We start from the raw sequence: 20,476 nt of genomic DNA, 5'->3' as shown, positions 1-20,476 counted from the left end.
CCATGGCGAGGCGCACGGTCCTGGCGGCCCTGGCCCTCGCGGCCCTCACGCTGAGCTCCTGCGACGCCGGCTCCGAGCAGGGCCCGCAGGCGGTGGCTCCCTCGACGCCCGCGACCTCCGAGGCGCCCCGGGCGGCCGCCGACCTGGTCCCGGACGAGGGTGCGTGGTTCGGGGCCTCGATCGACTGGTCGCAGGACTCCCTCGCGGCGTACGCCGAGCGCCTCGGCCACGCGCCCGCGGTCGCCGTCTCCTTCTACGACCTGCCGATCACCGACCAGCAGCGCACCTGGCTCGACCAGGCCGTGGAGCAGGCGCACGAGCTCGGCACCATGCTGCTGGTCACGCTGGAGCCGAAGGACGGGCTGGCCGCCGTCACCCGGCCGGTCGCCGAGGACCTGGCGCGGACCCTGGACGGCCACAACCGCGCCGGCACCCCGGTGCTCCTCCGCTTCGCGCACGAGATGAACGGCTCCTGGTACGCCTGGGGCCAGCAGCCGGCGGCGTACGTCGCCGCCTTCCGCCGCGTCGCCGAGGCCGTCCACCGCGGGGCGCCGGGGACCGCGATGGTGTGGGCGCCGAACTACGGCGGCGGCTACCCCTTCGCCGGCGGCGCCCACCAGGCCGCACCCGGCTCGCCGGACGCGCGGGTGCTGGACACCGACGGCGACGGGTCGGTCACCCGGCGCGACGACCCCTACGCGCCGTACTGGCCCGGCAGGCAGCACGTCGACTGGGTCGGCATGTCGATCTACCACTGGGGCGCGAGCTACCCGTGGGGCGAGAACGAGGTCCCCGAGCCGGGCAAGTTCACCGACCTGCTGCGCGGGACGTACGACGGCGCCGCGGGCGACGAGCGCGTGGTCCCCGACTTCTACGCCGAGTACGGCGAGCGGCAGGGCCTCCCGGTGGCCGTCACCGAGACCGGTGCGCTCTTCGCCCCCGGCCGCGGCGGGGCCGACGAGCTGGCGGTCAAGCGGGCCTGGTGGCGCCAGGTGCTCGCCGCCGACCACGACCAGACGCTGCCGCTGGTGGGGATGGTCAACTGGTTCGAGTGGGACAAGCAGGAGCCCGAGGTCGACGGACGGGTCGACTGGCGGGCCACGGTCGGACCGGTCGGCGAGGCGTTCCGCACGGACCTGCCCGACTGGCTGCGCTTCGCCGGCGACTGACGTCGACGGGCACTACGGTGCCGAGGTGTCCCCGCTGCGCAACGGCACCCACGGCTACGGGAGCGTCACCCGGGTCCTGCACTGGGTGACGGTCGTCCTGCTCGCCGTCCAGGTCGTCGTCGGCTACACGATGGGCGGCTCCGCCGACCGCGCCGCCGACCGCGCCGAGCAGCGGCTCGAGGCGTTCGAGGAGCGCGGCGAGGAACGTGCGGAGCGCGCGGGCGAGGCGGCCGAGGAGCGGTTCGAGCGCGAGGTCGAGCGGCGCGAGGAGGCGATCGACGCCGAGGAGGACGCCCCCTCCGGCCTCCACGTCGCCCTCGGGCTGGCCCTGCTCGCGCTCGCGGCCACCCGGCTGGCGTGGCGGCGCGCCACCCCGCTGCCGCCGTGGTCGGACCGCCTCTCCCCGCGCGACCGGCGGGTGCAGGGGCTGCTCGAGAAGGCGTTGCTCACCCTCCTCCTGGTCGTCCCGGCCACCGGCCTGGCGCTGCTCCTGCGGGACGACTGGGTGGCGCTCCACGTCGCCGCGCACGTCGCGCTGTACGCCGTCGTGGCCGCGCACGTCGGGCTGGTGCTCGTGCGGGGCACGACCCGGCGGATGGTCACCGGGCGGGACCGGCCACCGCGGTAGCCGGCCAATCCGTGTGCCGGCGCGGGTCCGAAGCACCTCGGTCAGAGCACCTCCCCGACGACCGGCGGACGCCCCGATCCCCGACCCGCCGCGCGGGTACCGGCGGGGCACCGACGGAAGGAGAACCGCATGACCGACGTGACCGCCAGCTCCGGCCTGCTCCACACGACCAAGGTCCATGTCGACGACACCGGAGGGACGGGCCGCCCCGTCGTCCTCATCCACGGCTGGCCGCTCTCGGCCGAGTCCTGGAAGGACCAGGTGGGCGCACTGAGCGCCGCCGGGCACCGCGTCGTCGCCTACGACCGCCGCGGCTTCGGCCGCAGCGACAAGCCCCGCGGTGGCTACGACTACGACCAGCTCGCCGACGACCTCGCCGGTGTCCTGGACGAGCTCGACCTGCGTGACGTCACCCTCGTCGGCTTCTCGATGGGCGGCGGCGAGGTCGCCCGCTACGTCGCCCGCCACGGCGAGGAGCGGCTGCACAGCGTCGTCTTCGCGGCGGCCGTTCCGCCGTACCTCATGCAGACCGACGACAACCCCGACGGCCCGCTGCCGCCCGAGCAGGCGCAGGGCATGGCGGCGGACCTGGAGAAGGACCGGGACGCGTTCTTCGACGACTTCACCCGGCAGTTCTTCTCCGTCGACGGCGAGCTCAAGGTGACTGAGCAGCAGCGGCAGGACGCCATCGCGTTGTGCCACCAGTCCGACCAGAAGGCGGCGCTCGCCTGCATGGAGGCGTTCGGCGGCACCGACTTCCGCGACGACCTCCCGAAGGTGACCGTCCCGACGCTGGTCGTCCACGGCGCCGGCGACGCCACCGTGCCGTTCGAGGGCTCCGGGAAGCGCACCCACGCCGCGATCCCGCACAGCCAGCTGGTCGTCGTCGACGACGCCCCGCACGGCTTCAACGTCAGCCACGCCGAGGAGTTCAACCGGGCGCTGCTCGACTTCCTCGCCCGCTGACCCGGGTCGGCAGCGGCCGCCCCGGCAGCGTCAGCGGATCTCGTTGTCGGGGTGGTCGAGGTCGTAGGACTCGCGCGAGCGGGCGATCTCGGCCCGGTGCTCGAGCGACCAGTCCGCGAGCGCCTTGACGAGGTGCGTCAGGCTCGCACCCGTCGCGGTCAAGCGGTAGTCGACCTGCGCCGGCACGGTCGGGTAGACCGTCCGCAGGACGAGGCCGTCGCGCTCCAGCCGCCGGACCGTGAGGGTCAGCATCCGCTGCGAGATGCCCTCGACCGCGCGCTGGAGCTCCCGGAAGCGGCGCGGGCCGCCCGCGAGCTCGACGACGACCAGCACCGACCACTTGTCGCCGACCCGGTCCAGCACGTCGCGGATCCCGCAGTCGGGGTGGTCCTTCGCCCCGCACGGCTCGAGCTCGGCGGGGCCGGCGGTTACCCCGGTGTGCGTCACGGACACAGGACTGCCTCCTTGTGGGCCGACCCGGCCGGCCCAAGACTCCTCCGTAGTTACCGAAGAGAACCACGGAAGAGGACGGACCCGCAATGATCATGGTGACCGGTGCGAACGGACAGCTCGCCTCACTCATCCTCCACGAGCTCGGCGTGCGCCGTGCGCCCGCCCTGGGCGGCACGCGGTCGCCCTCCGCCGGGCAGCGCCGGCTCGACTTCGACGACCCCGGAAGCCTCGACCTCGGCGGGGTCTCGACCCTCGTCCTCGTCTCGGCCGGCTACGCCGAGGACGACCGGGTCGTCGCCCGGCACGGCGCCGTCCTCGACGCGGCGGTGCGTGACGGCGTGGGCCACGTCGTCTACACGAGCCTGACCGGTGCGGGCGACCACCTCGGCTTCGCCGCCGCCCACCGGGCCACCGAGCGGCTCGTCACGGCCAGCGGCCTGGGCTGGACGATCCTGCGCAACGGCCTCTACGCCGAGCTGTTCGGGGCGCTCCTGACCTGGACCGGTGACGGCCTGGAGTCGGCGTTCGGCGACGGCGCCCTCGCCGCGGTCGCCCGCGCCGACCTGGCCGCGGCCGCCGCGGTCGTCGCCGCCGACCCGGCCACACACGCGGAGACGACGTACGACCTCGTCGGCGAGCCGATCACGGCCGCCGACGTCGCCGCGCGGCTGGGGGTCGAGCACGCGACCACCGGGCTCGGGGAGTACCGCGCCCGGCTCCTGGCCGACCACACCCTGCTGCCGTTCCAGCCACCGATGCTCGCCTCGATCGCCACCAGCGTCCGGCACGGCTTCCTCGGTGCCGGCGGCCCGGACCTGGTGCGGCTGCTCGGCCGGCCGGCCACCGACCCGCTCGCCGTCGCCGCGGACGTCGCCGCGTCGATGCGGCCCACCGCCGCCTGAGCCGGCCGCCCGCCGCGGCTAGGTCACGGTCAGCCCCACCAGCGCCACGTTGAGGGCGATCACGGCCGCCGCCACCACGACTGCCGCCACCGTCGTCGTGCGCCGGTTGACCAGCGAGCCCATCACGTCGCGCCGGGCGGTGAACAGCACGAGCGGGACCAGCGCGAAGGGGATGCCGAAGGACAGGACGACCTGAGAGAGCACGAGCGCGCGGGTCGGGTCCACCCCGGCCGCCAGCACCGCCACGGCCGGGACGAGCGCGACCAGCCGCCGCAGCGTCAGGGGGATGCGCACGCGCAGGAACCCCTCCATCACCACCTGCCCGGCCAGGGTGCCGACGCTGGAGGAGGCGAAGCCGGACGCCAGCAGCGCGAGCGCGAACAGCAGCGCGGCGACCGGCCCGAGGGTGGCGCCGAGCTCCGCGTGCGCCCCCTCGATGGTGTCGATCGGCGGTTCCGGCCCGGACAGGGCCGACGCCGCGACCACCAGCAGCGCGAGGTTCATGACCCCCGCGATCCCCATCGCGAGGACGACGTCGACGCGCTGGCTGCGGAGCAGCGCCGCGCGCTCGCGCTCGTGCGGGCGGCCGTAGCGCGTGCTGGTGAGCGCTCCGTGGAGGTAGATCGCGTGCGGCATGACCGTCGCGCCGAGCATCCCCGCGGCCAGCAGGATGCTGTCGGGCCCGTCGAACCGCGGGACGGTTCCCTCGACGAGCGCGAGCGGCTCGAGCCCGCTGCGGGCCAGGTCGTAGACGAAGCCGACCAGGATGACCGCCAGCAGCCCGGTGATGGCGTACTCGAAGGGCCGGTGCCCCCGGTTCTGCACGAGCAGGAGGAGGAAGGCGACCACCGCGGTGATCACGCCGCCCACCAGCAGCGGGAGCCCGAACAACAGCTGCAGCGCGATCGCGCCCCCGACCACCTCGGCGACGTCGGTCGCGATGGCGACGACCTCCCCCTGGACCCAGAGGCCGCGGCTCACCGGGCGGGGGAAGTGCTCGCGGCACAGCGCGGGCAGGCTGGCCCCGGTCGCGATGCCGACCTTCGCCGAGAGGTACTGCACCAGCATCGCCATCAGGTTCGCGACGACCACCACCCACACGAGCAGGTAGCCGTACGTCGTGCCGGCCGTCAGGTTGGTGGCGAAGTTGCCCGGGTCGACGTACGCGATGGCGGTGACGAACGCCGGCCCCAACAGGGGCAGCGACCGGCGCACCAGGGCTCCCGGGCGGCCTCCCGGGAGCGACCGTTCCTGGAACATGCGCTGCTCCTTCGCGCTGGATGCGTCGGTCGGCAAATATCGTCGATTGTGGTTCGGAGCGACGCCGAGATCGGATTGAGGAGAATTCGGCGAATGGGCGACAAATTCCCCTCCGAGACGGTGACAAAGCCCCTGGCACGTGCTTAGCGTGAGTCCCGTTCGGGTGCTGGAACGGCGCTGAGAAATAGGCGTCGACCAGCACCGATGGGTGCGACCTCAACCAGGAGCTGCCAGCCGCACCCCCGGCGCGACCGTCGTGGAAAGAATTCTGTCGAATTCGGACCGGCGGCGCGAGAAATGGTCCTGCAATGGAGCCTCGTCGCCAGGGCGACGCCTACGCCATTGCATTCTTCTGCATGCCTTCTCGCATGCATCGACGATCAAGGGAGAACCGATGTTCGGCAAAGCAGTGGTGCGCGACATGATCAGCCGTTCGGCCGAGAACGAGGCCGACCGCCGCCTGTTCCTCAAGTCCGCGGGCGTCGCGGGACTCGGCGCCGTCGGCGCCGGCGCCGGGGTCCTCGGCACGATGTCCGCGGCCGAGGGCGCGATCAGCGACGGGGCGGTGCTCAACTTCGCGCTGAACCTGGAGTACCTCGAGGCGGAGTTCTACCTGCAGGCCGTCACCGGCGAGGGCCTCGGCGACAAGCTGACCAACGGCAAGGGCCGGCGGGGCGGTGTCGTGGGCGGTCGCAAGGTCGAGTTCACGACGCCGGCGATCCGCAAGTACGCCCGTGAGATCGCGATGGACGAGCTGGCGCACGTCAAGTTCCTGCGCACGGCGCTCGGGGGCGCCAAGGTCGCTCGCCCTAGCATCGACATCAAGAACAGCTTCACCGCGGCCGCGCGTGCGGCCGGCCTGATCGGCGCGAACCAGACCTTCGACCCCTACGCCAACGAGAACAACTTCCTCCTCGCGGCGTTCATCTTCGAGGACGTCGGCGTGACGGCGTACAAGGGCGCCGCCCCGCTGATCGACAACAAGACCTACCTCGAGGCCGCGGCCGGGATACTTGCGGTGGAGGCGTACCACGCCGGCATCGTCCGCACCACGCTCTACCAGAAGGGCCTCTTCGACCAGGCGGCGAAGATCTCCAACGCCCGCGACAGCCTCGACGGCAAGGGCAACCGGGACCAGTACATCGGTGGCCGCATGAAGGCCAACCTGGTGCCCGCCGACCGCAACGCCGTGGCGTTCAGCCGCTCCGCCCCCGAGGTGCTCAACGTGGTCTACCTCAACCCGAAGTCGGTGCAGAAGGGCGGCTTCTTCCCCAGCGGCGTCAACGGCTCGATCAACCGCAGCGGGGCGAACGCATGAGCCTCGTGGAGGTCGTCGGCGCCCTGGCCCTGACCTGGGTGCTGCTCCGTGCCATGTGGCTGCTCGTCCACCCGCCGCGGGGCTCGGCCCAGCACTGACCCCGCCGCCCGACTGACGGCGCCGGCGCGGGGACAGTCACGGACGTTTCCGACCCTGACGGGACCCGTGGGGGGCGGAGACGTCCGTGACTACCCCGCCCCGGCCGTGTCCGTACTGACGCTCGGGTGGATGTCCGTGTCCTCCGGCACCAGGTCGGCCAGGACGCCGAGCGGAGTGGGCTTGACGGGAAAGCGTCCCGAGAAGTGTCCGCTGTCGGCGGGGGCCTGGTCCCGGGCCTGCGACACGAGCGCACCGACGGCGCCCTCGCAGTAGCGGCCCTGGCAGGGACCCATCCCGGCGCGGCACTCCAGCTTCACCGCGCTCGCGGTGGAGAGGAACGGGTTGTCGGCGAGGACCTGCTCGACCGTGCCGCGGGTGACCAGCTCGCACCGGCAGATCGTGGTGTCGTGGTCGGCCCACGAGGTCATCCCGGCGCGGTCGGGCTCGAAGAGGTCCTGGACGACGCCCGCGAACCGGCCGGCCCGGCGTACGTCGTCCTCGGCGGCCCGCAGGTCGTCCGCGGAGACGGCGTGGGGGTCGGCGTCGCGCGCGAGCGCGAGCCCTGCCAGCCGACCCTCGGCGCGGGCCTGCTCGGCGCCGCCGACACCGGTCGGCTCGCCCGCGACCCACACCCCGGGGAGGGAGGCGGCGAAGGACTCGTCGTGCCGCACGACCCAGCCGCCCCGCGGCGAGCTCCACTCGACCTCGCACCCGGCCTGCCGGGCCAGCTCGGTCGAGGGGGTGAAGCCGTAGCCGACGACCAGCGTCGCCGCGGCGCGGGTGCGCCGCCGGCCGGTCTGCCGCCAGGAGGAGTCGATGCGGGCCAGCTCGACGCTCTCGACGCCGTCGCGGCCGTGCGCGGCGACGACGGCCGTGCGGGTGCTGATCCGGACGCCGTGGGCCACGAGGTTCGCCACCGCTCGGGCCGTCTCGGCGAGCACCGCGGCGTGCCCGGGCACCGCGCGGCGGGCGCGCACCCCCTCGCCGGGGGTGGGCAGGCCGCGGGCGAACGCGACCTCGACGACGTCGGCACCCGCGGCGCGGAGCTGCTCGGCCACGACGATGAGCAGCGGGTGCGACCCGGCGACGACGACCGGACCCGCCACCCGGACGTGCTGGCTCTTGAGCAGGCTCTGCACGCCACCGGCGGTCATCACGCCGGGCAGCGTCCAGCCGGGGAAGGCGACCGGCAGGTCGTAGGCGCCGGTCGCCAGGACCAGCCGCGGCGCGCGGAGGTTCACGCCGCCGGCGGGGGTCGAGACCGCCACGGTGAGCACTGCGCCCCGCTCGTGCGGGGCGTCGACCTCGCGCAGGACGCCGAGCGCGCTGCTGGAGGGCCGGTGGTCGACCAGGGGGTGCGACTCGAAGTCGCGCAGCAGCGGGAGCGCCCACCCGTAGCCCGCGCCGGGGCGCACCCCGACGCCGGCGAACTCCTCGGGCGGCTGCCGGAAGATCTGGCCGCCGGCACGGCGCTGCTCGTCGACGACGGCGACGCGGAGACCGGCGTCGGCGGCGGCCACGGCGGCCGACATCCCGGCGGGGCCGGCGCCGACCACCACGACGTCGTGGGTCACCTGGTCCACCGCTGGACCTCCATCCCGTCGCGGACCTCGGTCAGGCAGGACCGCGTCAACGGCACCCCGTCCACGACGAGCGCGCAGTCGAAGCAGGTGCCCATGTTGCAGAACGGCGCCCGCGGGCTGCCGTCGGGCATGGTGCTGAAGACGACGTCGCCGGCGACCAGCAGGGCGGCGGCAAGGGTCTCCCCGGCGTGGCAGGCGATCGGGCGGCCCTCGTAGGTCAGGACCACCTGCTCGCCGCGCGAGGTCGGGACTCGTTCAGCCGACACGGGCTCCTCCTCGGTAGCGGCGGGGGTCGTACGGCGTCAGGTCGGTGCCGGCCGGCCGGCCCTGCACCAGGTCGGTGAGGACCTGGGCGAAGCTCGGCCCGAGGGTGAAGGCGGAGCCGCCGGTGGCCACGAAGGCACCGGGGGCGTCCGGCACCGCACCCACCAGCGGCAGCTGGTCGGGGGTCACGGTCGTGGTCCCCACCCAGGTGCGCAGCACGGGGACGTGCGCGAGCTCCGGGACGGCAGCGACCGCCGCCCGGGCGTTGCCGGCGACCGAGCCGGCGACGATCTCCGGGGAGCGCGCGAGGTCGGCCTCCCCGAGCGGGCCCCGGCCCAGGCGGGCGGGCCACCCGCCACCGATGAGCACGTTCCCGTCCCCGGCCTGCTTCAGCGACAGCCGGGTGCCGGCGTGCTGGACCAGGTGGGAGATCAGCGGCGGCCGGCGCACCGTGACGCTCATCGTCAGCGCGAGCGGGATGGTGGGGAGCTCGGAGCCGATCATGGCCCCGAGCTCGGTCGTCCAGACGCCGGCCGCCAGCACGACGGCGTCGGCCTGGACGGTGCGCTCGGTGCCCACGGGGCCGGCCGGGCCGGCGCCGCGGGACCGCAGGGTCGCGGTCCACCCGCCGCCCGCACGCGCCAGGCGCACCACCTCGCACCGGCCCTGCACGTCTGCGCCGAGCCGCGCGGCGGCGCGCGCGAGCGCGGGTGCCGCGAGCCGGGTGTCGGCCTTGCCCTCGATCGGGCAGTGGCTGGCGGCGCGCACCGTCGGGGAGAGGTACGGCGCCTCCGCGAGGACCGCCTCGCGGTCCAGGACGCGCACGTCGAGGCCCCAAGCCCGCTCCACCTCCGCCTTGGCGTGCAGGAGGCGCTCCTGCTCGGCGGTGTGGGCGAGCATCAGGCCGCCGGTCTGGGACACCCCGAGCGGCTCGCCGACCTCCTCGGTGAGCCGCTCCCACCACTGCGCCGCCTCGAGGTGCAGCGGCATCGCCTCGGCGGCCAGCTTGGCCGCCTCGATGCCGCGCTCGATCATCCGGTACTCGAGCTGGAAGTGCAGGCTGCCGGCGTTCTGCCCGGAAGCGTGCTGGTTGACCTGGTCGCGCTCGACGAGCAGGACGTCGGCTCCCTCGCGGGCGAGCATCCATGCCGTCGCGCAGCCGAGGAACCCCCCGCCGACGACGAGGACGTCGACCCTGTCCACCGGGCTCAGCGGACCGTCTCGATGTCCAGCGAGGCCAGCGTCGAGGCGATCAGGTCCACCTCGTCGGCGGAGAGCTCGAGCAGCGGGCGGCGGACGTGCCCGGCCGGGACGCCGCGCAGCCGCAGGGCGGTCTTCATGATCGCCTGCTGGTTGCCGAACCGCACCCCGTAGTCGGGGGTGAACCACGCCTGCATGACGACCCGGTCGCGGGCGCCCAGCTCGACGGCGCGGTCCCGGTCGCCCGCGTCGACGGCGTCCCAGAAGCCGGGGTGGTCGCTGCCGAGCACGCCGCCGGAGCCCATCAGGCCGTCGCCGTGGCCGAGCAGCGCCAGGTCGGCGCCGAGCGGGCTGGTCGGGAGGCCGAAGTAGCGCACCCGGCCCTCGAGGGCGTACATCCCGGCGAGGAAGGAGGCGAAGTCGCCGGTGGAGTTCTTGATCGCGACGACGTTCTCGACGTCGGCCAGCTCGCCGAGCAGGTCGGGACCCATGTCGACGACGCAGCCGCGCGGCCAGTTGTAGACGCACATCGCGATGTCGGTGGCGTCCGAGACGTCGCTGTAGAACTGCACGACCTCGCGGGGGTTCGGCACGACGTACGGCGGCGGGGTGAGCAGGATGCCGTCGAGCCCGACCCGCTCGGCCGCCCGGGCGTGGACGACCGCCTCCGCGGCGGTGAAGGCGTTGCACGCACCGATGACCACGAAGTCCTCGGCGCGGTGGCGCGCGGCGGCCGCGAAGAGGTCGGCCCGCTCCTCGGTGGACAGGCTGAACCACTCGCCGCTCGTGCCGGCGACGACGATGCCGTGCAGGCCCTCGGCCCGGTACCAGTCGATCTGCTGGTGGAGCGCGGGCAGGTCGAGCGCGCCGCTGCTGTCGAAGGGCGTGGTGATCGCGGGGATGTACCCGCGCCAGCTCACCGAGCTGCGGTCCATGGTGTCCTCCGGGACGGACGGGTCCCGTGTGGGACGTGCGTGTGGGGGCGGGGCGTGCGGGGCGGGGCGCCGGTCACGGCACGGGCGGCGTGACCGAGACGGTGATGCTGGCCGGCTCGTCGCTGACGTTGCTGAACCGGTGCGGCAGGCGGGAGTCGAAGGTGACGGCCTCGCCGGCCACGAGGTCGTACGTCGCCTCGCCCACCTCGATGCGGACCGTCCCGCCGAGCACCAGCACGCACTCGGTCGAGGCGTGCCCGCGCGGCTCGGCGGAGCTGGTGTCGCCGGGCGCGAGGTCGGCGCGCAGCACCTCGAGCTCGCCACGGCCCGGCGTGAGCCGCTCGTAGGTGATCCGGCCCTGCGGTGCCGAGATGGTGGTGCGCTGCCCGGGTCGGCTGACGTAGACCAGGGGCGCGTTCGGCTCGGTGAACAGCGAGGCGATCTCGGCGTCGAAGACGGCCGAGAGCTTGCGCAGGGTCGCGAGGCTCGGGTCGGTCGTGCCGTTCTCGATCTGGCTCAGCAGCCCGACCGAGACCTCGGCCTGGGCGGCCAGGCCCTTGAGGGTCAGGCCCCGCTTCTGCCGCAGCTCGCGCAGTCGGTCACCCAGCACGTCGCTCACCTCCCCGGTGACCGGTGGTCGTGGTCCTCACGGAGCGACCTGCTCCGCGTGGTGGTGCACGATCCGCCAGTGCCCATCGCTGCTGCGCAGCACGTCGGTCACCCGGAACAGGTCGCCGGTCGGCTCCCCGGTCAGCTGCTCGACGCCGAGGTCGTAGCGGACCACGCCGGTGTCGCCGTACACGTCGACGACGAAGCCGCGCGGCACCGGACGCACCGTCGGCGGCGCCGGCGTCTCGCCGTTCCGGCCGCCCCGCAGCCCGTCGAGCGCCTCCACGCCGACCAGCATGTCGGTCTGGTCGGACTCCCAGATCGTGATGCCGGGGTCGAGGTGGGCGTCGAAGCGCTCGGGGTCGCCGTAGGAGGCGTAGAGGTCCTCGATGAAGGACCGCAGCGCGTCCTGGCCGTTCTCACTCATGTGCGTCTCCGTTCGTGCCCGTGTCCTCGGCCAGCAGCAGCTCCTGCAGCGGCCCCAGCCCCATCGGTCCCAGCTCCAGCGCCTGCCGGTGGAACCGCTTGAGGACGAAGTCGGCCCCCTGGCGCTGCTCCTGGTCGGCCCGGGCCTGCTGCCACAGCCGGGCGCCCGCCTTGAAGGCCAGCGCCTGGCCGGGCCAGCCGAGGTACCGGTCCACCTCGAACTGTGCTGTCTGGGGGTCCACCCCCGCTACCCGGTGGAGGAAGTCCACGGCGAGCTCGGGGGTCCAGGTGGACTCCTCGGTGAAGCCGTTCCCGCGCGGGATCGGCAGCGAGAGGTGCAGGCCCATGTCGACGACGATGCGCGCGGCGCGCCACATCTGGGCGTAGAGCATGCCGAGCCGCTCGCGCGGGTCGTCGAGCAGCCCGAGCTCCACCGAGACCTGCTCGGCGTAGTGGGCCCAGCCCTCGGCGTACCCGTGGACGTGGCACAGGTGGCGCTGCCAGGGGTGCAGGTCGTCGAGCCCGAGGGTCACGGCGTACTGCAGGTGGTGCCCGGGCAGGCCCTCGTGGTGCACGGTGCTGACCTCGCGCCAGGTGGGCAGCGCGGCGGTGCCGGCCGGCACCGACCACCAGACCCGGCCGGGCCGGGTCAGCGCGTGGTCCGGCGGCGCGTAGTACATGACGCCCGACCCCGCGGTGACCATGCGGGCCTCGACCGGCGCGGTGTGGGCGGGGATGTCGAAGTGGGTGCCGTCGAGGTGCGCGGCCACCCGGTCGATGCGGTCCTGGAGCCACCGCACGAGCGGCTCGCCAGCCTCGACCTGGCCCGACGGGTCGCCGTCGAGCACGGCCAGGGCACGGTCCAGGTCTGCCTCGCCGGTGATCGAGCGGGCGAGGCTGCGGCTCTCGGCGTCGAGCCGGCGCAGCTCCTCCCAGCCGTAGGCGTGCAGCTCGTCGAGGTCCACCGTGGCGCCGAGGAAGGCGCGGCTGGTGACCTCGTAGACCTCGCGGCCGACCCCGTCCGGGGCGGTCGCGGTCGGCGCCAGGTCGGTGGTGAGGTAGTCGGCGAACGCCGCGGTGGCCGCGGCGGCCGCCTGCGCCGCTGCCCGGAGCCGGCCGGCCAGCGCGCCGTCGTGGCGGGCGACGAGCGACCCGTAGAAGTCGGTGCCCCGGGGGTCGACCCAGGAGCGGCACTGCCGGGCCAGCCCGAGCGCCTGGCGCGGGGCGAACCGCCGGCCCTCGGCGCGGGCCTGCTCGAGCGTGCGGGTGTACGCCGCCAGGCCGGCCGGCACCGAGTCGAGCGTGTCCGCGATGCGGGCCCAGTCCTGGTCCGACCCGGTCGGGAGGTCGTCGAAGACCTGGCGCATCGCGTGCACCGGGGTGGCCAGCGGCGCGAGCAGGGTGGTGGTGAACCCGGCGTCGTACAGGTCCACGTCGCTGCCCAGCCGCTCGACCATGGTGGTGGCGAGGCGCCGGTCGCCCGCGGGGACCCGCTCGGCCGTGGCCACGGCGTCGCGGAGCGCGGCGACCGTGCGGCGGTCCAGGTCGGCCCGGGCGGCGAAGGCCTCCGGCGAGAGGTCCGGGACGGGCGCGACGCCCTCGTGGCCGAGGACCGCCGCGGTCTCCGGGTCGAGCGCCGCCTTGTCCTCGAGGTAGCGGTCGGCGACGGCGCGCACCGCGTCGGGGCCGGCGGGGATCACCGGACCACCACGCCGGCGAACCGGGAGAGGTCGTCGCGGTGCAGGACGCCGCCCTTGAGCACGGCGTCGATGCCGCGCAGCGCGGAGATGTCGGCGACCGGGTCCTCGGCCATGACCACCAGGTCGGCGCGGCGGCCGACCTCGACCCGGCCGAAGAGCTCGGAGCCGAGCCACTCCGCGGGCCGCTCGGTCGCCGAACGCATCACCTCGAGCGGCGTCATCCCCGCCTCGGCCATGAACTCCATCTCGCGGACCGTGGCCGTGGTGCCGTCGAACGGCGCGAACGGCGGCATGTCGCTGCCCATGGCGATGGTGACGCCCGAGGCGATCGCGTTCTGCAGGCTCTGCCAGTGCGCGGGGCCGGCGGCGAGCGCCCGATCCATCATCCACTGCGGGACCCGGTTGGCCTCGAAGAACTCCTTGCACCGGCTGACGGTGATGGTGGGGACGTACCAGACGCCGTGGGCCGCCATCAGGTCGGTGAGCTCGCGGGTCATCTGGTAGCCGTGCTCGACGCAGTCCAGGCCGAGCCGCACGGCCCGGGCGATGGTGTCGCTGGGACCGGCGTGCGCGGTGACCTTGCGACCCCAGTCGTGGGCGGTCGAGATGACCGCCTCCATCTCCTCGTCGGTCAGCTGCGGGGTGTGGATCTGCTCGTGCTCCCCGGCGATGCCGCCGGAGACGCAGACCTTGATCAGGTCCGCGCCGGCCCGGATCTGCTCGCGGGTGGCCCGGCGGAACCCGTCGGCGCCGTCGGCCTCGAGGCCGTCGGCACCGTGGCCGTGGCCGCCGGTGCAGCACAGCGCGTGGCCGGCGGTGTAGATGTGCGGCCCGTCGACGGCGCCGAGGTCGATCGCCTTGCGCAGCGCGAAGTCGGCGTACCGGGTCTCCCCGACCAGCCGGACGGTGGTGACGCCGGCGTGCAGGGTGCGGCGGGCGGAGTCGGCCATCAGCAGCACCAGCTCGGCGGGGTCGGCCGAGGAGACGGCGTCCTCCAGCGGGCCGGGGAGGCCGAGGCCGAGGTGGACGTGCATGTTGACCAGGCCGGGCGCCACCACGGCACCGTCGAGGTCGACGACGCCGACCGACGGGTCCGCGGCGCGGGCGGCGGCCAGCACGTCCTCGGTGCCGCCGACGCCGGCGATGGTGCCGGCCGCGTCGATCCAGACCGCGGTGTCCGGACGGGTCTGGTCGCCGTCGTACACGCGACCTCCCGTGAGGACGACCGCCTGGGGGCTACGCATTGCTCTCCACCTCTCCTGTGATCGACATGTCGAGCTCCTCGGCCCGCCAGCAGGCCGCCTCGGTGCCGCCCACCCGCACCAGCGGCGGCTCGGCGCTGCAGACGTCGATCGCGTGGCGGCAGCGCGGCGCGAACCGGCAGCCGCTCGTGATCGCACCGGCGTCCGGCACCTCGCCGGCGAGCACCGTCGGCATGACCCGGGTCGCGGAGACCTGCGGGACCGCGGCGAGCAGCGCCTGGGAGTAGGGGTGGCTCGGCGCGCGCATCAGCGTCTCCGTCGGGCCGGTCTCCACGACCTTGCCGAGGTACATCACGGCGGTCCGGTCCGCGACCTGGTGGACCAGCGTCAGGTCGTGGGAGATGAACAGCATCGCCATGTCGAGGTCGCGGACCAGCGACATCAGCAGGTTGATCACCTGCGCCTGCGCGGAGGCGTCCAGCGCGGTGACCGGCTCGTCGGCGACGATCAGCGACGGCTCCGGTGCCAGCGCGCGGGCGATGGCGAGCCGCTGGCGCTGGCCGCCGGAGAACTGGTGGGCGTAGCGCGTCATCGCCGCTGCCGACATCCCGACGCGCTCGAGCAGCTCGACGGCGCGGTCCTTGCGGGCGGACCCGGTGACGGAGGCGGCGACGCCGTCCAGCATCTGGTCGCCGACGGTACGACGCGGGTTGAGCGAGGCGTAGGGGTTCTGGAAGACCATCTGCAGCCGCGTCTCGGCGTCCGAGCGCCGCCGCCAGCCGACCGGGCGCACCGGCCGGCCGTCGAAGCGCACGCTGCCGCCCGCCGGCTTGCCGAGCCCGACCACGGTGCGGGCCAGGGAGGACTTGCCGCAGCCGGACTCACCGACCAGGCCGACGACCTCGCCGGGCTGCACCTGCAGGCTGACGCCGTCGACGGCGTGGACGGTGCCACGGCCGCGGGTGCGGTAGCGGACCTCGAGGTCCTCGATGTCGAGCAGGCTCACGGCGCCACCGTCCTCTCGCTGGTCGTGCCGGTCCCTTCGGTGCTGGTGCTGGTGCTGCCGGTGCTGCTCGCGGCGATCGTGGCCCGCGCGGTCCGGCCGGAGACCACGTCGCAGGCGAGCGACCGGCCGGGCACCGTGGGCACGAGCGCGGGCACCATCTCGCGGCAGGCGTCGACCGAGAACGAGCAGCGCGGCTCGAACGGGCAGCCCGGAGGGGCCTGGCCAGGGACGACGGGCTCACCGGGGATGGCGCGCAGGGTCGTCCGCGCGCTGATCCCGTGGGGGCGCGAGTCGAGCAGCGCCTTGGTGTAGGGGTGCAGCGGCTGGGTCAGCACCTCGCCGGTCGGGCCGGACTCCATCACCCGGCCGCCGTAGAAGACGTAGGACCGGGTGCTGATCGCGGAGAGCACGCTGAGGTCGTGGGTGATGAAGACGACCGACAGGCCCGACTCCGCCCGCAGCTGCTCGAGCAGCGCGAGGATCCCGGCCTGGACGGTGACGTCGAGCGCCGTGGTGGGCTCGTCGGCGATGAGCAGCCGCGGGGACCCGGCCAGCGCGCTGGCGATCGCGATCCGCTGCCGCATGCCGCCGGAGAACTGGTGGGGGTAGGCGCGCAGCGCGGCCCGCGGGTCGGGGATCCGCACCCGGTCCAGCAGGTCGCAGGCCTCGGTGCGGGCGGCCTTGCGGGACAGGTCGCGGTGGACGCGCATGTGCTCGGTGAGCTGGCGGCCCACGGTCAGCATCGGGTGCAGCGCGGCGGTCGAGTCCTGGAAGACCATCGCGATCTCGCCACCGCGGATCCCGCGCATCGTGGCCTCGTCGAGGCCGACGAGCTCCTGCCCGTCGTACCGGATCGAGCCGCCGACCTGCGCGCCCTCGGGCAGCAGGCCGAGCAGGGCGCGGGCGGTCAGGCTCTTGCCCGAGCCGCTCTCGCCGGCCAGGCCGACGATCTCGCCCGGCCCGACGCGCATCGTGGCGTCGTGGATGACCGTCACCCGGCCCTGCTCGGTGGGCAGCGAGACGGTCAGCCCGTCGAGGTTCACCAGGTCGGTCATCGCGCACGCCTCCACGACTGCGGGTCGAGGCGGTCGCGCAGGGCGTCGCCGAGGACGTTGAAGGCGAGCACCACCGTGAGGATGGCCAGCCCCGGGAAGACGCTCACCCACCACGACGCGAGGTCGTTGGAGCCGAGCGCGATCATCGCGCCCCACTCGGGCGCCGGCGGCCGCGGACCGAGGCCGAGGTAGGACAGCGCGGCGAGCATCAGGGTGGCGTTGCCGAGCTCGAGGCTCGCCAGCACCACCGCGGGGCCGACGCTGTTGGGCAGCACGTCCTTGCGCAGCGCGCGGAACGGTCCGACGCCGAGCAGGCGCGAGGAGCTCAGGAAGTCCTGACCGCGGATGCTGAGCACCGCCGAGCGCACCACCCGGGCGTAGACCGGCCAGGAGACGATCACCAGGGCCAGCACCGCGTTGCGGCTGCTGGGGCCGAAGGCGGCGGTGACCGCCATCGCCAGGATGATCTGGGGGAAGGCGAAGACCAGGTCGGTCAGGCGCATCAGCACCTCGTCGATCCAGCCGCCGAAGTAGCCGGCGACCAGGCCGAGGACGCCGCCGATCGCGAGCGCCAGGGCGACGATCGTGGCCGAGAGCGGCAGCGAGAGCCGGGTGCCGTGGATGACCCGGGAGAGGACGTCGCGGCCGAGCTCGTCGGTGCCGAACGGGTGCGCGCCGGAGGGGCCGGCGTACAGCTCGCCGGACTGCTCGAGCGGGTCGTGCGGCGCGATCCAGGGCGCGAGGAGCGCGACCAGGACCCACCCGACGAGCAGCACGAGCGCCAGCAGCGCGAGCGGGTCGCGCAGCGCCTTGCGGGAGCCGGCGAAGAGCCAGCCGCGGCGGGCCAGCGACTTCTGCACGGCGGGGTCCTGCAGACCCAGCGTCTCGACGGGGGCGGGTGCCACCTCGTCGGCGGTCCGGCCGCTCATCCGCGGATCCTCGGGTCGATGACGCCGTAGAGGAAGTCCACGACGAGGTTCATGAGCATGTAGATCAGCGCGACGAGCAGGCAGACGCCCATGATCGAGGGCAGGTCCAGGCTGCTGGCGCTGCGGTAGGCGTACTGCCCCAGGCCGGGCCAGCTGAAGACCTGCTCGATCAGCACGGTCCCCGAGAGCATCGAGGCGAAGGCCAGGCCGCTGACGGTCAGCACCGGCGCGAGGCCGGCACGGAGCACGTGCCGCCCGAGGACGGTACGACGTGGCAGGCCCTTCGCCGTCGCGGCGGCGACGTAGTCCTGCTGCATCACCTCGAGCATCGAGGAGCGCACGAAGCGGATCAGCATGGCGACGGTCAGGCAGCTCAGCACGAGGACCGGCAGCATCAGGTGCTGCACGGCGTCCCACCACACCGTCCACTGCCCGGCGAGGGCGGCGTCGACGGTGTACATCCCGGTGACGTCGGGCGGTGGGGCGAACTGCGGGCTGAGCCGCCCGCCGTTGGGGGCGATGCCGAGCACGAAGAAGAACACGTAGAGCACCACGATCGCGAGCCAGAACGACGGCGTGGAGAGCCCGACCAGGGCGCCGAAGCGGATCACCTGGTCGGTCACGCGACCGCGCTTGACCGCACCGAGCATCCCGATGCTGACCCCGAGGACGACCGCGATGAGCATCGCGGGGATCGCCAGCTCGAGGGTCGCCGGCACGTAGTCGCCCAGCGACGTCGCGACCGAGCGGCCGTCGACCTGGGAGACACTCAGGTCACCGTGGAGCAGGTTGCCCATGTAGGTCAGGTAGCGCTCGACGATGGAGTCGTCGAGGCCCCACTTGTCGCGGTACGCCGCGACCACCTCGGGGTCGGCCTGCGCGGCCTCGGACAGGTTCGCCGAGGCCGCGTCGCCCGGGACCAGCTGGACCAGGGAGAAGGTCACGATGGTGACCCCGACCAGCAGGACCAGCGTGACGCCGAGGCGCCTGGCCACCAGGCCGGCGAGCTGTCGCCAGCGCGCCGCCACGGGTCGCGTGCTCATGGGTGCTCCGTCTCGCGCATCGCCCGCGGACTACTTCTTGCCGACCGCGGCGACGTCGAGCTGCCAGCCGGCGGGCGAGTACTCCGCGCCGGTCAGGTCGGGGGTCGCGACGACGGTGCCGGCGTTGTAGGCCAGCGGGATGTACGGCGAGTCCTCGTTGAGGACGCGCTGCCACTCCTGCAGGGCCGTCACCTGGGCCTCGGGGTCGAGCGTGCCGAGCACGTCCTCGCCCGCGGCGATGGCCTCGGGGGTGGCCCGCTCGGGGGTCCAGCCGGTGGTGGCGGCGGTCGACTGCCCGGGCGCGAGGTTGTTCACCAGCGACGCGGCGACGGGGTAGTTCAGGCTCTGCGGGCTGAAGCGCATGGCGACCTTGCCGCCGCTCTGGGCGTCGAGGAACGCGGCGATCGGCTGCGGGTTGAGCTCGATCTCGATGCCGGCCTTCTTCGCGTCGCCCTGGATCTTGGCGGCGATGGTCCCGAGGTCCACGCCGCGGTAGGTGATCGAGGGGTACATCAGCGACACCTTGGGCTGGTCGAGGCCCGCGTCGTCGAGGAAGTCCGCGGCGGCGTCGAGGTCCTGCACCTGCGCGTCGGCCTCCTCCAGCGCGCCGGGGAACGCCGGCGGCACGACGCCGGCGGCGGGCTGGGCGTTCTCGCCGAACAGCTTCGCCACGCCCGCGTAGTCGATCGAGGCCCGCAGCGCCCGCACGAAGTCGAGGTTCGAGGTGACCTCGTCGACGGCCGGGTCCTGGTGCAGGGTCAGGAAGTAGTAGGTGTCCTGCGCACCGGACTGCTGCAGCGACTCGGGCAGGCCCTCGAGGGAGGAGCCGGACAGGTCGAGCGCGACGGTGGCCGACTTCGCCTTGGAGACGGTCAGCTTCTGGTTCTGCACGTCCATGTTGCTGATGACGACGCGGGAGAACTCCGGCGCCTCGCCCCAGTACTCCGGGTTCGCCTTCAACACGACCTGCGAGGAGGGGTCGAAGCTCTCCAGGACGTAGGGGCCGCTGCCGGCCGGGTTCTGGTCGAGGTACTGGGTGGCCGAGTCGGTCTTGGCTGCGTCCTCGGCGTCGGTCGCGCCGTTCTCCTTGGCGACCTTCGAGTTCACGATGCCGGTCGACGGCATGGCCAGGATGGTCGGCACGTTGGGGTTCGGCTCGTCGCTGGTCACCACGACGGTCGACTCGTCGGTGGCCTCGAAGCTCATCCCGGCGACGATGACCGACGGGCTGCCCTTGAGGTTCTTGAGGCGGTTGAGGCTGAAGACGACGTCCTCGGCGGTGACCGGGGTGCCGTCGGAGAACGTCGCGTCCTCGTGCAGCTTGAAGGTGAACGTCGTGGCGTCGTCGGAGGCCTCGAAAGACTCGGCCAGCTCGCCGACCGGCTCGCCGACGTCGGAGCCCTCGAAGGTCACCAGGGTGTCGTAGAGCGCGTTGACGGTCAGCGCGCCGGTCGCCTCGTACTCCATCGCCGGGTCGATGTTCTTGATGACGAACGAGGTGTTGACGGTGAGCGTGTCGCTCCCGCCACCGCCGCCCGACGAGCCGTCGCTGCCGCCGGCCGAGCAGCCGGCGGTCAGGGCGGCGGACACGACCGCGGCGACGGCGATGCGAGCACCGCGGCCCACGCTGAGGTGACGAGACATATCGATCCCTTCGGAGGAGGACGGCCCCACTGCGAAGGACTGTTTAGTCACAGTGAACCGTGTTCAGCGTGAATAAAGCACACCG

20 protein-coding genes are annotated in these 20,476 nt (G+C 73.7%); 5 read left to right on the top strand and 15 right to left on the bottom strand.

The features are described from left to right. Window positions 1–2 precede the first annotated feature (2 nt). From AB0N29_RS09805 to AB0N29_RS09795, 3 genes are all read left to right on the top strand, one after another. Window positions 3–1,169, top strand: coding sequence for a glycosyl hydrolase (locus tag AB0N29_RS09805; RefSeq protein WP_364866233.1), 1,167 nt, complete (start codon window positions 3–5; stop codon window positions 1,167–1,169). 25 nt (window positions 1,170–1,194) lie between these two features. Beyond that, a complete protein-coding gene (locus tag AB0N29_RS09800; protein ID WP_364866231.1) occupies window positions 1,195–1,797 on the top strand; it encodes a cytochrome b/b6 domain-containing protein in 603 nt (200 codons plus the stop codon). Between the two features lie 129 nt (window positions 1,798–1,926). Beyond that, on the top strand, window positions 1,927–2,763 hold the full coding sequence (locus tag AB0N29_RS09795) for an alpha/beta hydrolase (protein WP_364866229.1): 837 nt from the start codon (window positions 1,927–1,929) through the stop codon (window positions 2,761–2,763). A gap of 30 nt (window positions 2,764–2,793) precedes the next feature. Here the strand turns inward: AB0N29_RS09795 and AB0N29_RS09790 are convergent, their stop codons facing one another. Continuing rightward, the gene (locus AB0N29_RS09790) at window positions 2,794–3,216 is read right to left on the bottom strand and encodes a helix-turn-helix domain-containing protein (protein WP_302269320.1); all 423 of its coding nucleotides are present in this window, start codon (window positions 3,214–3,216) and stop codon (window positions 2,794–2,796) included. Between the two features lie 86 nt (window positions 3,217–3,302). Between AB0N29_RS09790 and AB0N29_RS09785 the strand changes: the two genes are divergently transcribed. Next, window positions 3,303–4,118: an NAD(P)H-binding protein gene (locus tag AB0N29_RS09785; protein WP_364866226.1), complete on the top strand. Its 816-nt coding sequence runs from the start codon at window positions 3,303–3,305 to the stop codon at window positions 4,116–4,118. Between the two features lie 18 nt (window positions 4,119–4,136). Here AB0N29_RS09785 and AB0N29_RS09780 read toward each other — a convergent pair whose 3' ends face one another. Beyond that, window positions 4,137–5,378, bottom strand: coding sequence for an Nramp family divalent metal transporter (locus AB0N29_RS09780; RefSeq protein ID WP_302269318.1), 1,242 nt, complete (start codon window positions 5,376–5,378; stop codon window positions 4,137–4,139). Window positions 5,379–5,772: 394 nt separating this feature from the next. Here AB0N29_RS09780 and AB0N29_RS09775 point away from each other — a divergent pair, with 394 nt between their 5' ends. After that, window positions 5,773–6,696 (top strand): ferritin-like domain-containing protein, encoded by a 924-nt coding sequence (locus tag AB0N29_RS09775; protein ID WP_364866223.1) that lies wholly within the window; start codon window positions 5,773–5,775, stop codon window positions 6,694–6,696. Window positions 6,697–6,884: 188 nt separating this feature from the next. Here the strand turns inward: AB0N29_RS09775 and AB0N29_RS09770 are convergent, their stop codons facing one another. From AB0N29_RS09770 to AB0N29_RS09710, 13 genes are all read right to left on the bottom strand, one after another. After that, window positions 6,885–8,378, bottom strand: coding sequence for an FAD-dependent oxidoreductase (locus AB0N29_RS09770; RefSeq protein WP_364866221.1), 1,494 nt, complete (start codon window positions 8,376–8,378; stop codon window positions 6,885–6,887). After that, window positions 8,366–8,644 carry a (2Fe-2S)-binding protein gene (locus AB0N29_RS09765; RefSeq protein WP_302269314.1) on the bottom strand — a complete coding sequence of 93 codons (279 nt, stop codon included), beginning with the start codon at window positions 8,642–8,644 and terminating at the stop codon, window positions 8,366–8,368. The genes AB0N29_RS09770 and AB0N29_RS09765 overlap by 13 nt, the downstream gene beginning before the upstream one ends. Beyond that, on the bottom strand, window positions 8,634–9,845 hold the full coding sequence (locus AB0N29_RS09760; RefSeq protein ID WP_364866219.1) for an FAD-binding oxidoreductase: 1,212 nt from the start codon (window positions 9,843–9,845) through the stop codon (window positions 8,634–8,636). The genes AB0N29_RS09765 and AB0N29_RS09760 overlap by 11 nt, the downstream gene beginning before the upstream one ends. A gap of 5 nt (window positions 9,846–9,850) precedes the next feature. After that, window positions 9,851–10,777 carry a dihydrodipicolinate synthase family protein gene (locus AB0N29_RS09755; protein ID WP_364866217.1) on the bottom strand — a complete coding sequence of 309 codons (927 nt, stop codon included), beginning with the start codon at window positions 10,775–10,777 and terminating at the stop codon, window positions 9,851–9,853. A gap of 73 nt (window positions 10,778–10,850) precedes the next feature. Beyond that, window positions 10,851–11,387 carry an XRE family transcriptional regulator gene (locus tag AB0N29_RS09750; protein WP_302269308.1) on the bottom strand — a complete coding sequence of 179 codons (537 nt, stop codon included), beginning with the start codon at window positions 11,385–11,387 and terminating at the stop codon, window positions 10,851–10,853. Between the two features lie 36 nt (window positions 11,388–11,423). Further along, window positions 11,424–11,813: a nuclear transport factor 2 family protein gene (locus AB0N29_RS09745; protein WP_364866213.1), complete on the bottom strand. Its 390-nt coding sequence runs from the start codon at window positions 11,811–11,813 to the stop codon at window positions 11,424–11,426. Beyond that, window positions 11,806–13,512 carry a DUF885 domain-containing protein gene (locus AB0N29_RS09740; protein WP_364866211.1) on the bottom strand — a complete coding sequence of 569 codons (1,707 nt, stop codon included), beginning with the start codon at window positions 13,510–13,512 and terminating at the stop codon, window positions 11,806–11,808. Before AB0N29_RS09740 ends, AB0N29_RS09745 begins: the two co-directional genes overlap by 8 nt. Continuing rightward, window positions 13,509–14,756: an amidohydrolase family protein gene (locus AB0N29_RS09735; protein WP_364866209.1), complete on the bottom strand. Its 1,248-nt coding sequence runs from the start codon at window positions 14,754–14,756 to the stop codon at window positions 13,509–13,511. Before AB0N29_RS09735 ends, AB0N29_RS09740 begins: the two co-directional genes overlap by 4 nt. Continuing rightward, window positions 14,749–15,720 carry an ABC transporter ATP-binding protein gene (locus tag AB0N29_RS09730; protein WP_364866208.1) on the bottom strand — a complete coding sequence of 324 codons (972 nt, stop codon included), beginning with the start codon at window positions 15,718–15,720 and terminating at the stop codon, window positions 14,749–14,751. The genes AB0N29_RS09735 and AB0N29_RS09730 overlap by 8 nt, the downstream gene beginning before the upstream one ends. Continuing rightward, window positions 15,717–16,775 carry an ABC transporter ATP-binding protein gene (locus tag AB0N29_RS09725; protein ID WP_364866206.1) on the bottom strand — a complete coding sequence of 353 codons (1,059 nt, stop codon included), beginning with the start codon at window positions 16,773–16,775 and terminating at the stop codon, window positions 15,717–15,719. The genes AB0N29_RS09730 and AB0N29_RS09725 overlap by 4 nt, the downstream gene beginning before the upstream one ends. Further along, entirely contained in the window at window positions 16,772–17,704 is a 933-nt protein-coding gene (locus AB0N29_RS09720; RefSeq protein WP_364866204.1) for an ABC transporter permease, read from the bottom strand. The genes AB0N29_RS09725 and AB0N29_RS09720 overlap by 4 nt, the downstream gene beginning before the upstream one ends. Further along, window positions 17,701–18,747: an ABC transporter permease gene (locus AB0N29_RS09715; protein ID WP_364866202.1), complete on the bottom strand. Its 1,047-nt coding sequence runs from the start codon at window positions 18,745–18,747 to the stop codon at window positions 17,701–17,703. The genes AB0N29_RS09720 and AB0N29_RS09715 overlap by 4 nt, the downstream gene beginning before the upstream one ends. A 30-nt stretch (window positions 18,748–18,777) precedes the next feature. Next, complete coding sequence (locus AB0N29_RS09710) at window positions 18,778–20,391, bottom strand: ABC transporter substrate-binding protein (protein WP_364866199.1); 1,614 nt, start codon at window positions 20,389–20,391, stop codon at window positions 18,778–18,780. Window positions 20,392–20,476 lie beyond the last annotated feature (85 nt).

Origin of the sequence: Nocardioides sp. NPDC092400 (assembly GCF_040684155.1) — a bacterium.
Classification (GTDB): Bacteria; Actinomycetota; Actinomycetes; order Propionibacteriales; family Nocardioidaceae; genus Nocardioides.
The sequence above is the reverse complement of the archived record's forward strand: the minus strand, read 5'-3'. Positions and strand labels throughout refer to the sequence as shown.

Bases quoted from the DNA above. Each gene is read 5' to 3' on its own strand.
- AB0N29_RS09805 (WP_364866233.1), top strand. From the start codon at position 3: ATGGCGAGGCGCACGGTCCTGGCGGCCCTGGCCCTCGCGGCCCTCACG.
- AB0N29_RS09795 (WP_364866229.1), top strand. From the start codon at position 1,927: ATGACCGACGTGACCGCCAGCTCCGGCCTGCTCCACACGACCAAGGTC.
- AB0N29_RS09785 (WP_364866226.1), top strand. From the start codon at position 3,303: ATGATCATGGTGACCGGTGCGAACGGACAGCTCGCCTCACTCATCCTC.
- AB0N29_RS09780 (WP_302269318.1), bottom strand. From the start codon at position 5,378: ATGTTCCAGGAACGGTCGCTCCCGGGAGGCCGCCCGGGAGCCCTGGTG.
- AB0N29_RS09775 (WP_364866223.1), top strand. From the start codon at position 5,773: ATGTTCGGCAAAGCAGTGGTGCGCGACATGATCAGCCGTTCGGCCGAG.
- AB0N29_RS09755 (WP_364866217.1), bottom strand. From the start codon at position 10,777: ATGGACCGCAGCTCGGTGAGCTGGCGCGGGTACATCCCCGCGATCACC.
- AB0N29_RS09745 (WP_364866213.1), bottom strand. From the start codon at position 11,813: ATGAGTGAGAACGGCCAGGACGCGCTGCGGTCCTTCATCGAGGACCTC.
- AB0N29_RS09735 (WP_364866209.1), bottom strand. From the start codon at position 14,756: ATGCGTAGCCCCCAGGCGGTCGTCCTCACGGGAGGTCGCGTGTACGAC.
- AB0N29_RS09725 (WP_364866206.1), bottom strand. From the start codon at position 16,775: ATGACCGACCTGGTGAACCTCGACGGGCTGACCGTCTCGCTGCCCACC.
- AB0N29_RS09720 (WP_364866204.1), bottom strand. From the start codon at position 17,704: ATGAGCGGCCGGACCGCCGACGAGGTGGCACCCGCCCCCGTCGAGACG.
- AB0N29_RS09715 (WP_364866202.1), bottom strand. From the start codon at position 18,747: ATGAGCACGCGACCCGTGGCGGCGCGCTGGCGACAGCTCGCCGGCCTG.
- AB0N29_RS09710 (WP_364866199.1), bottom strand. From the start codon at position 20,391: ATGTCTCGTCACCTCAGCGTGGGCCGCGGTGCTCGCATCGCCGTCGCC.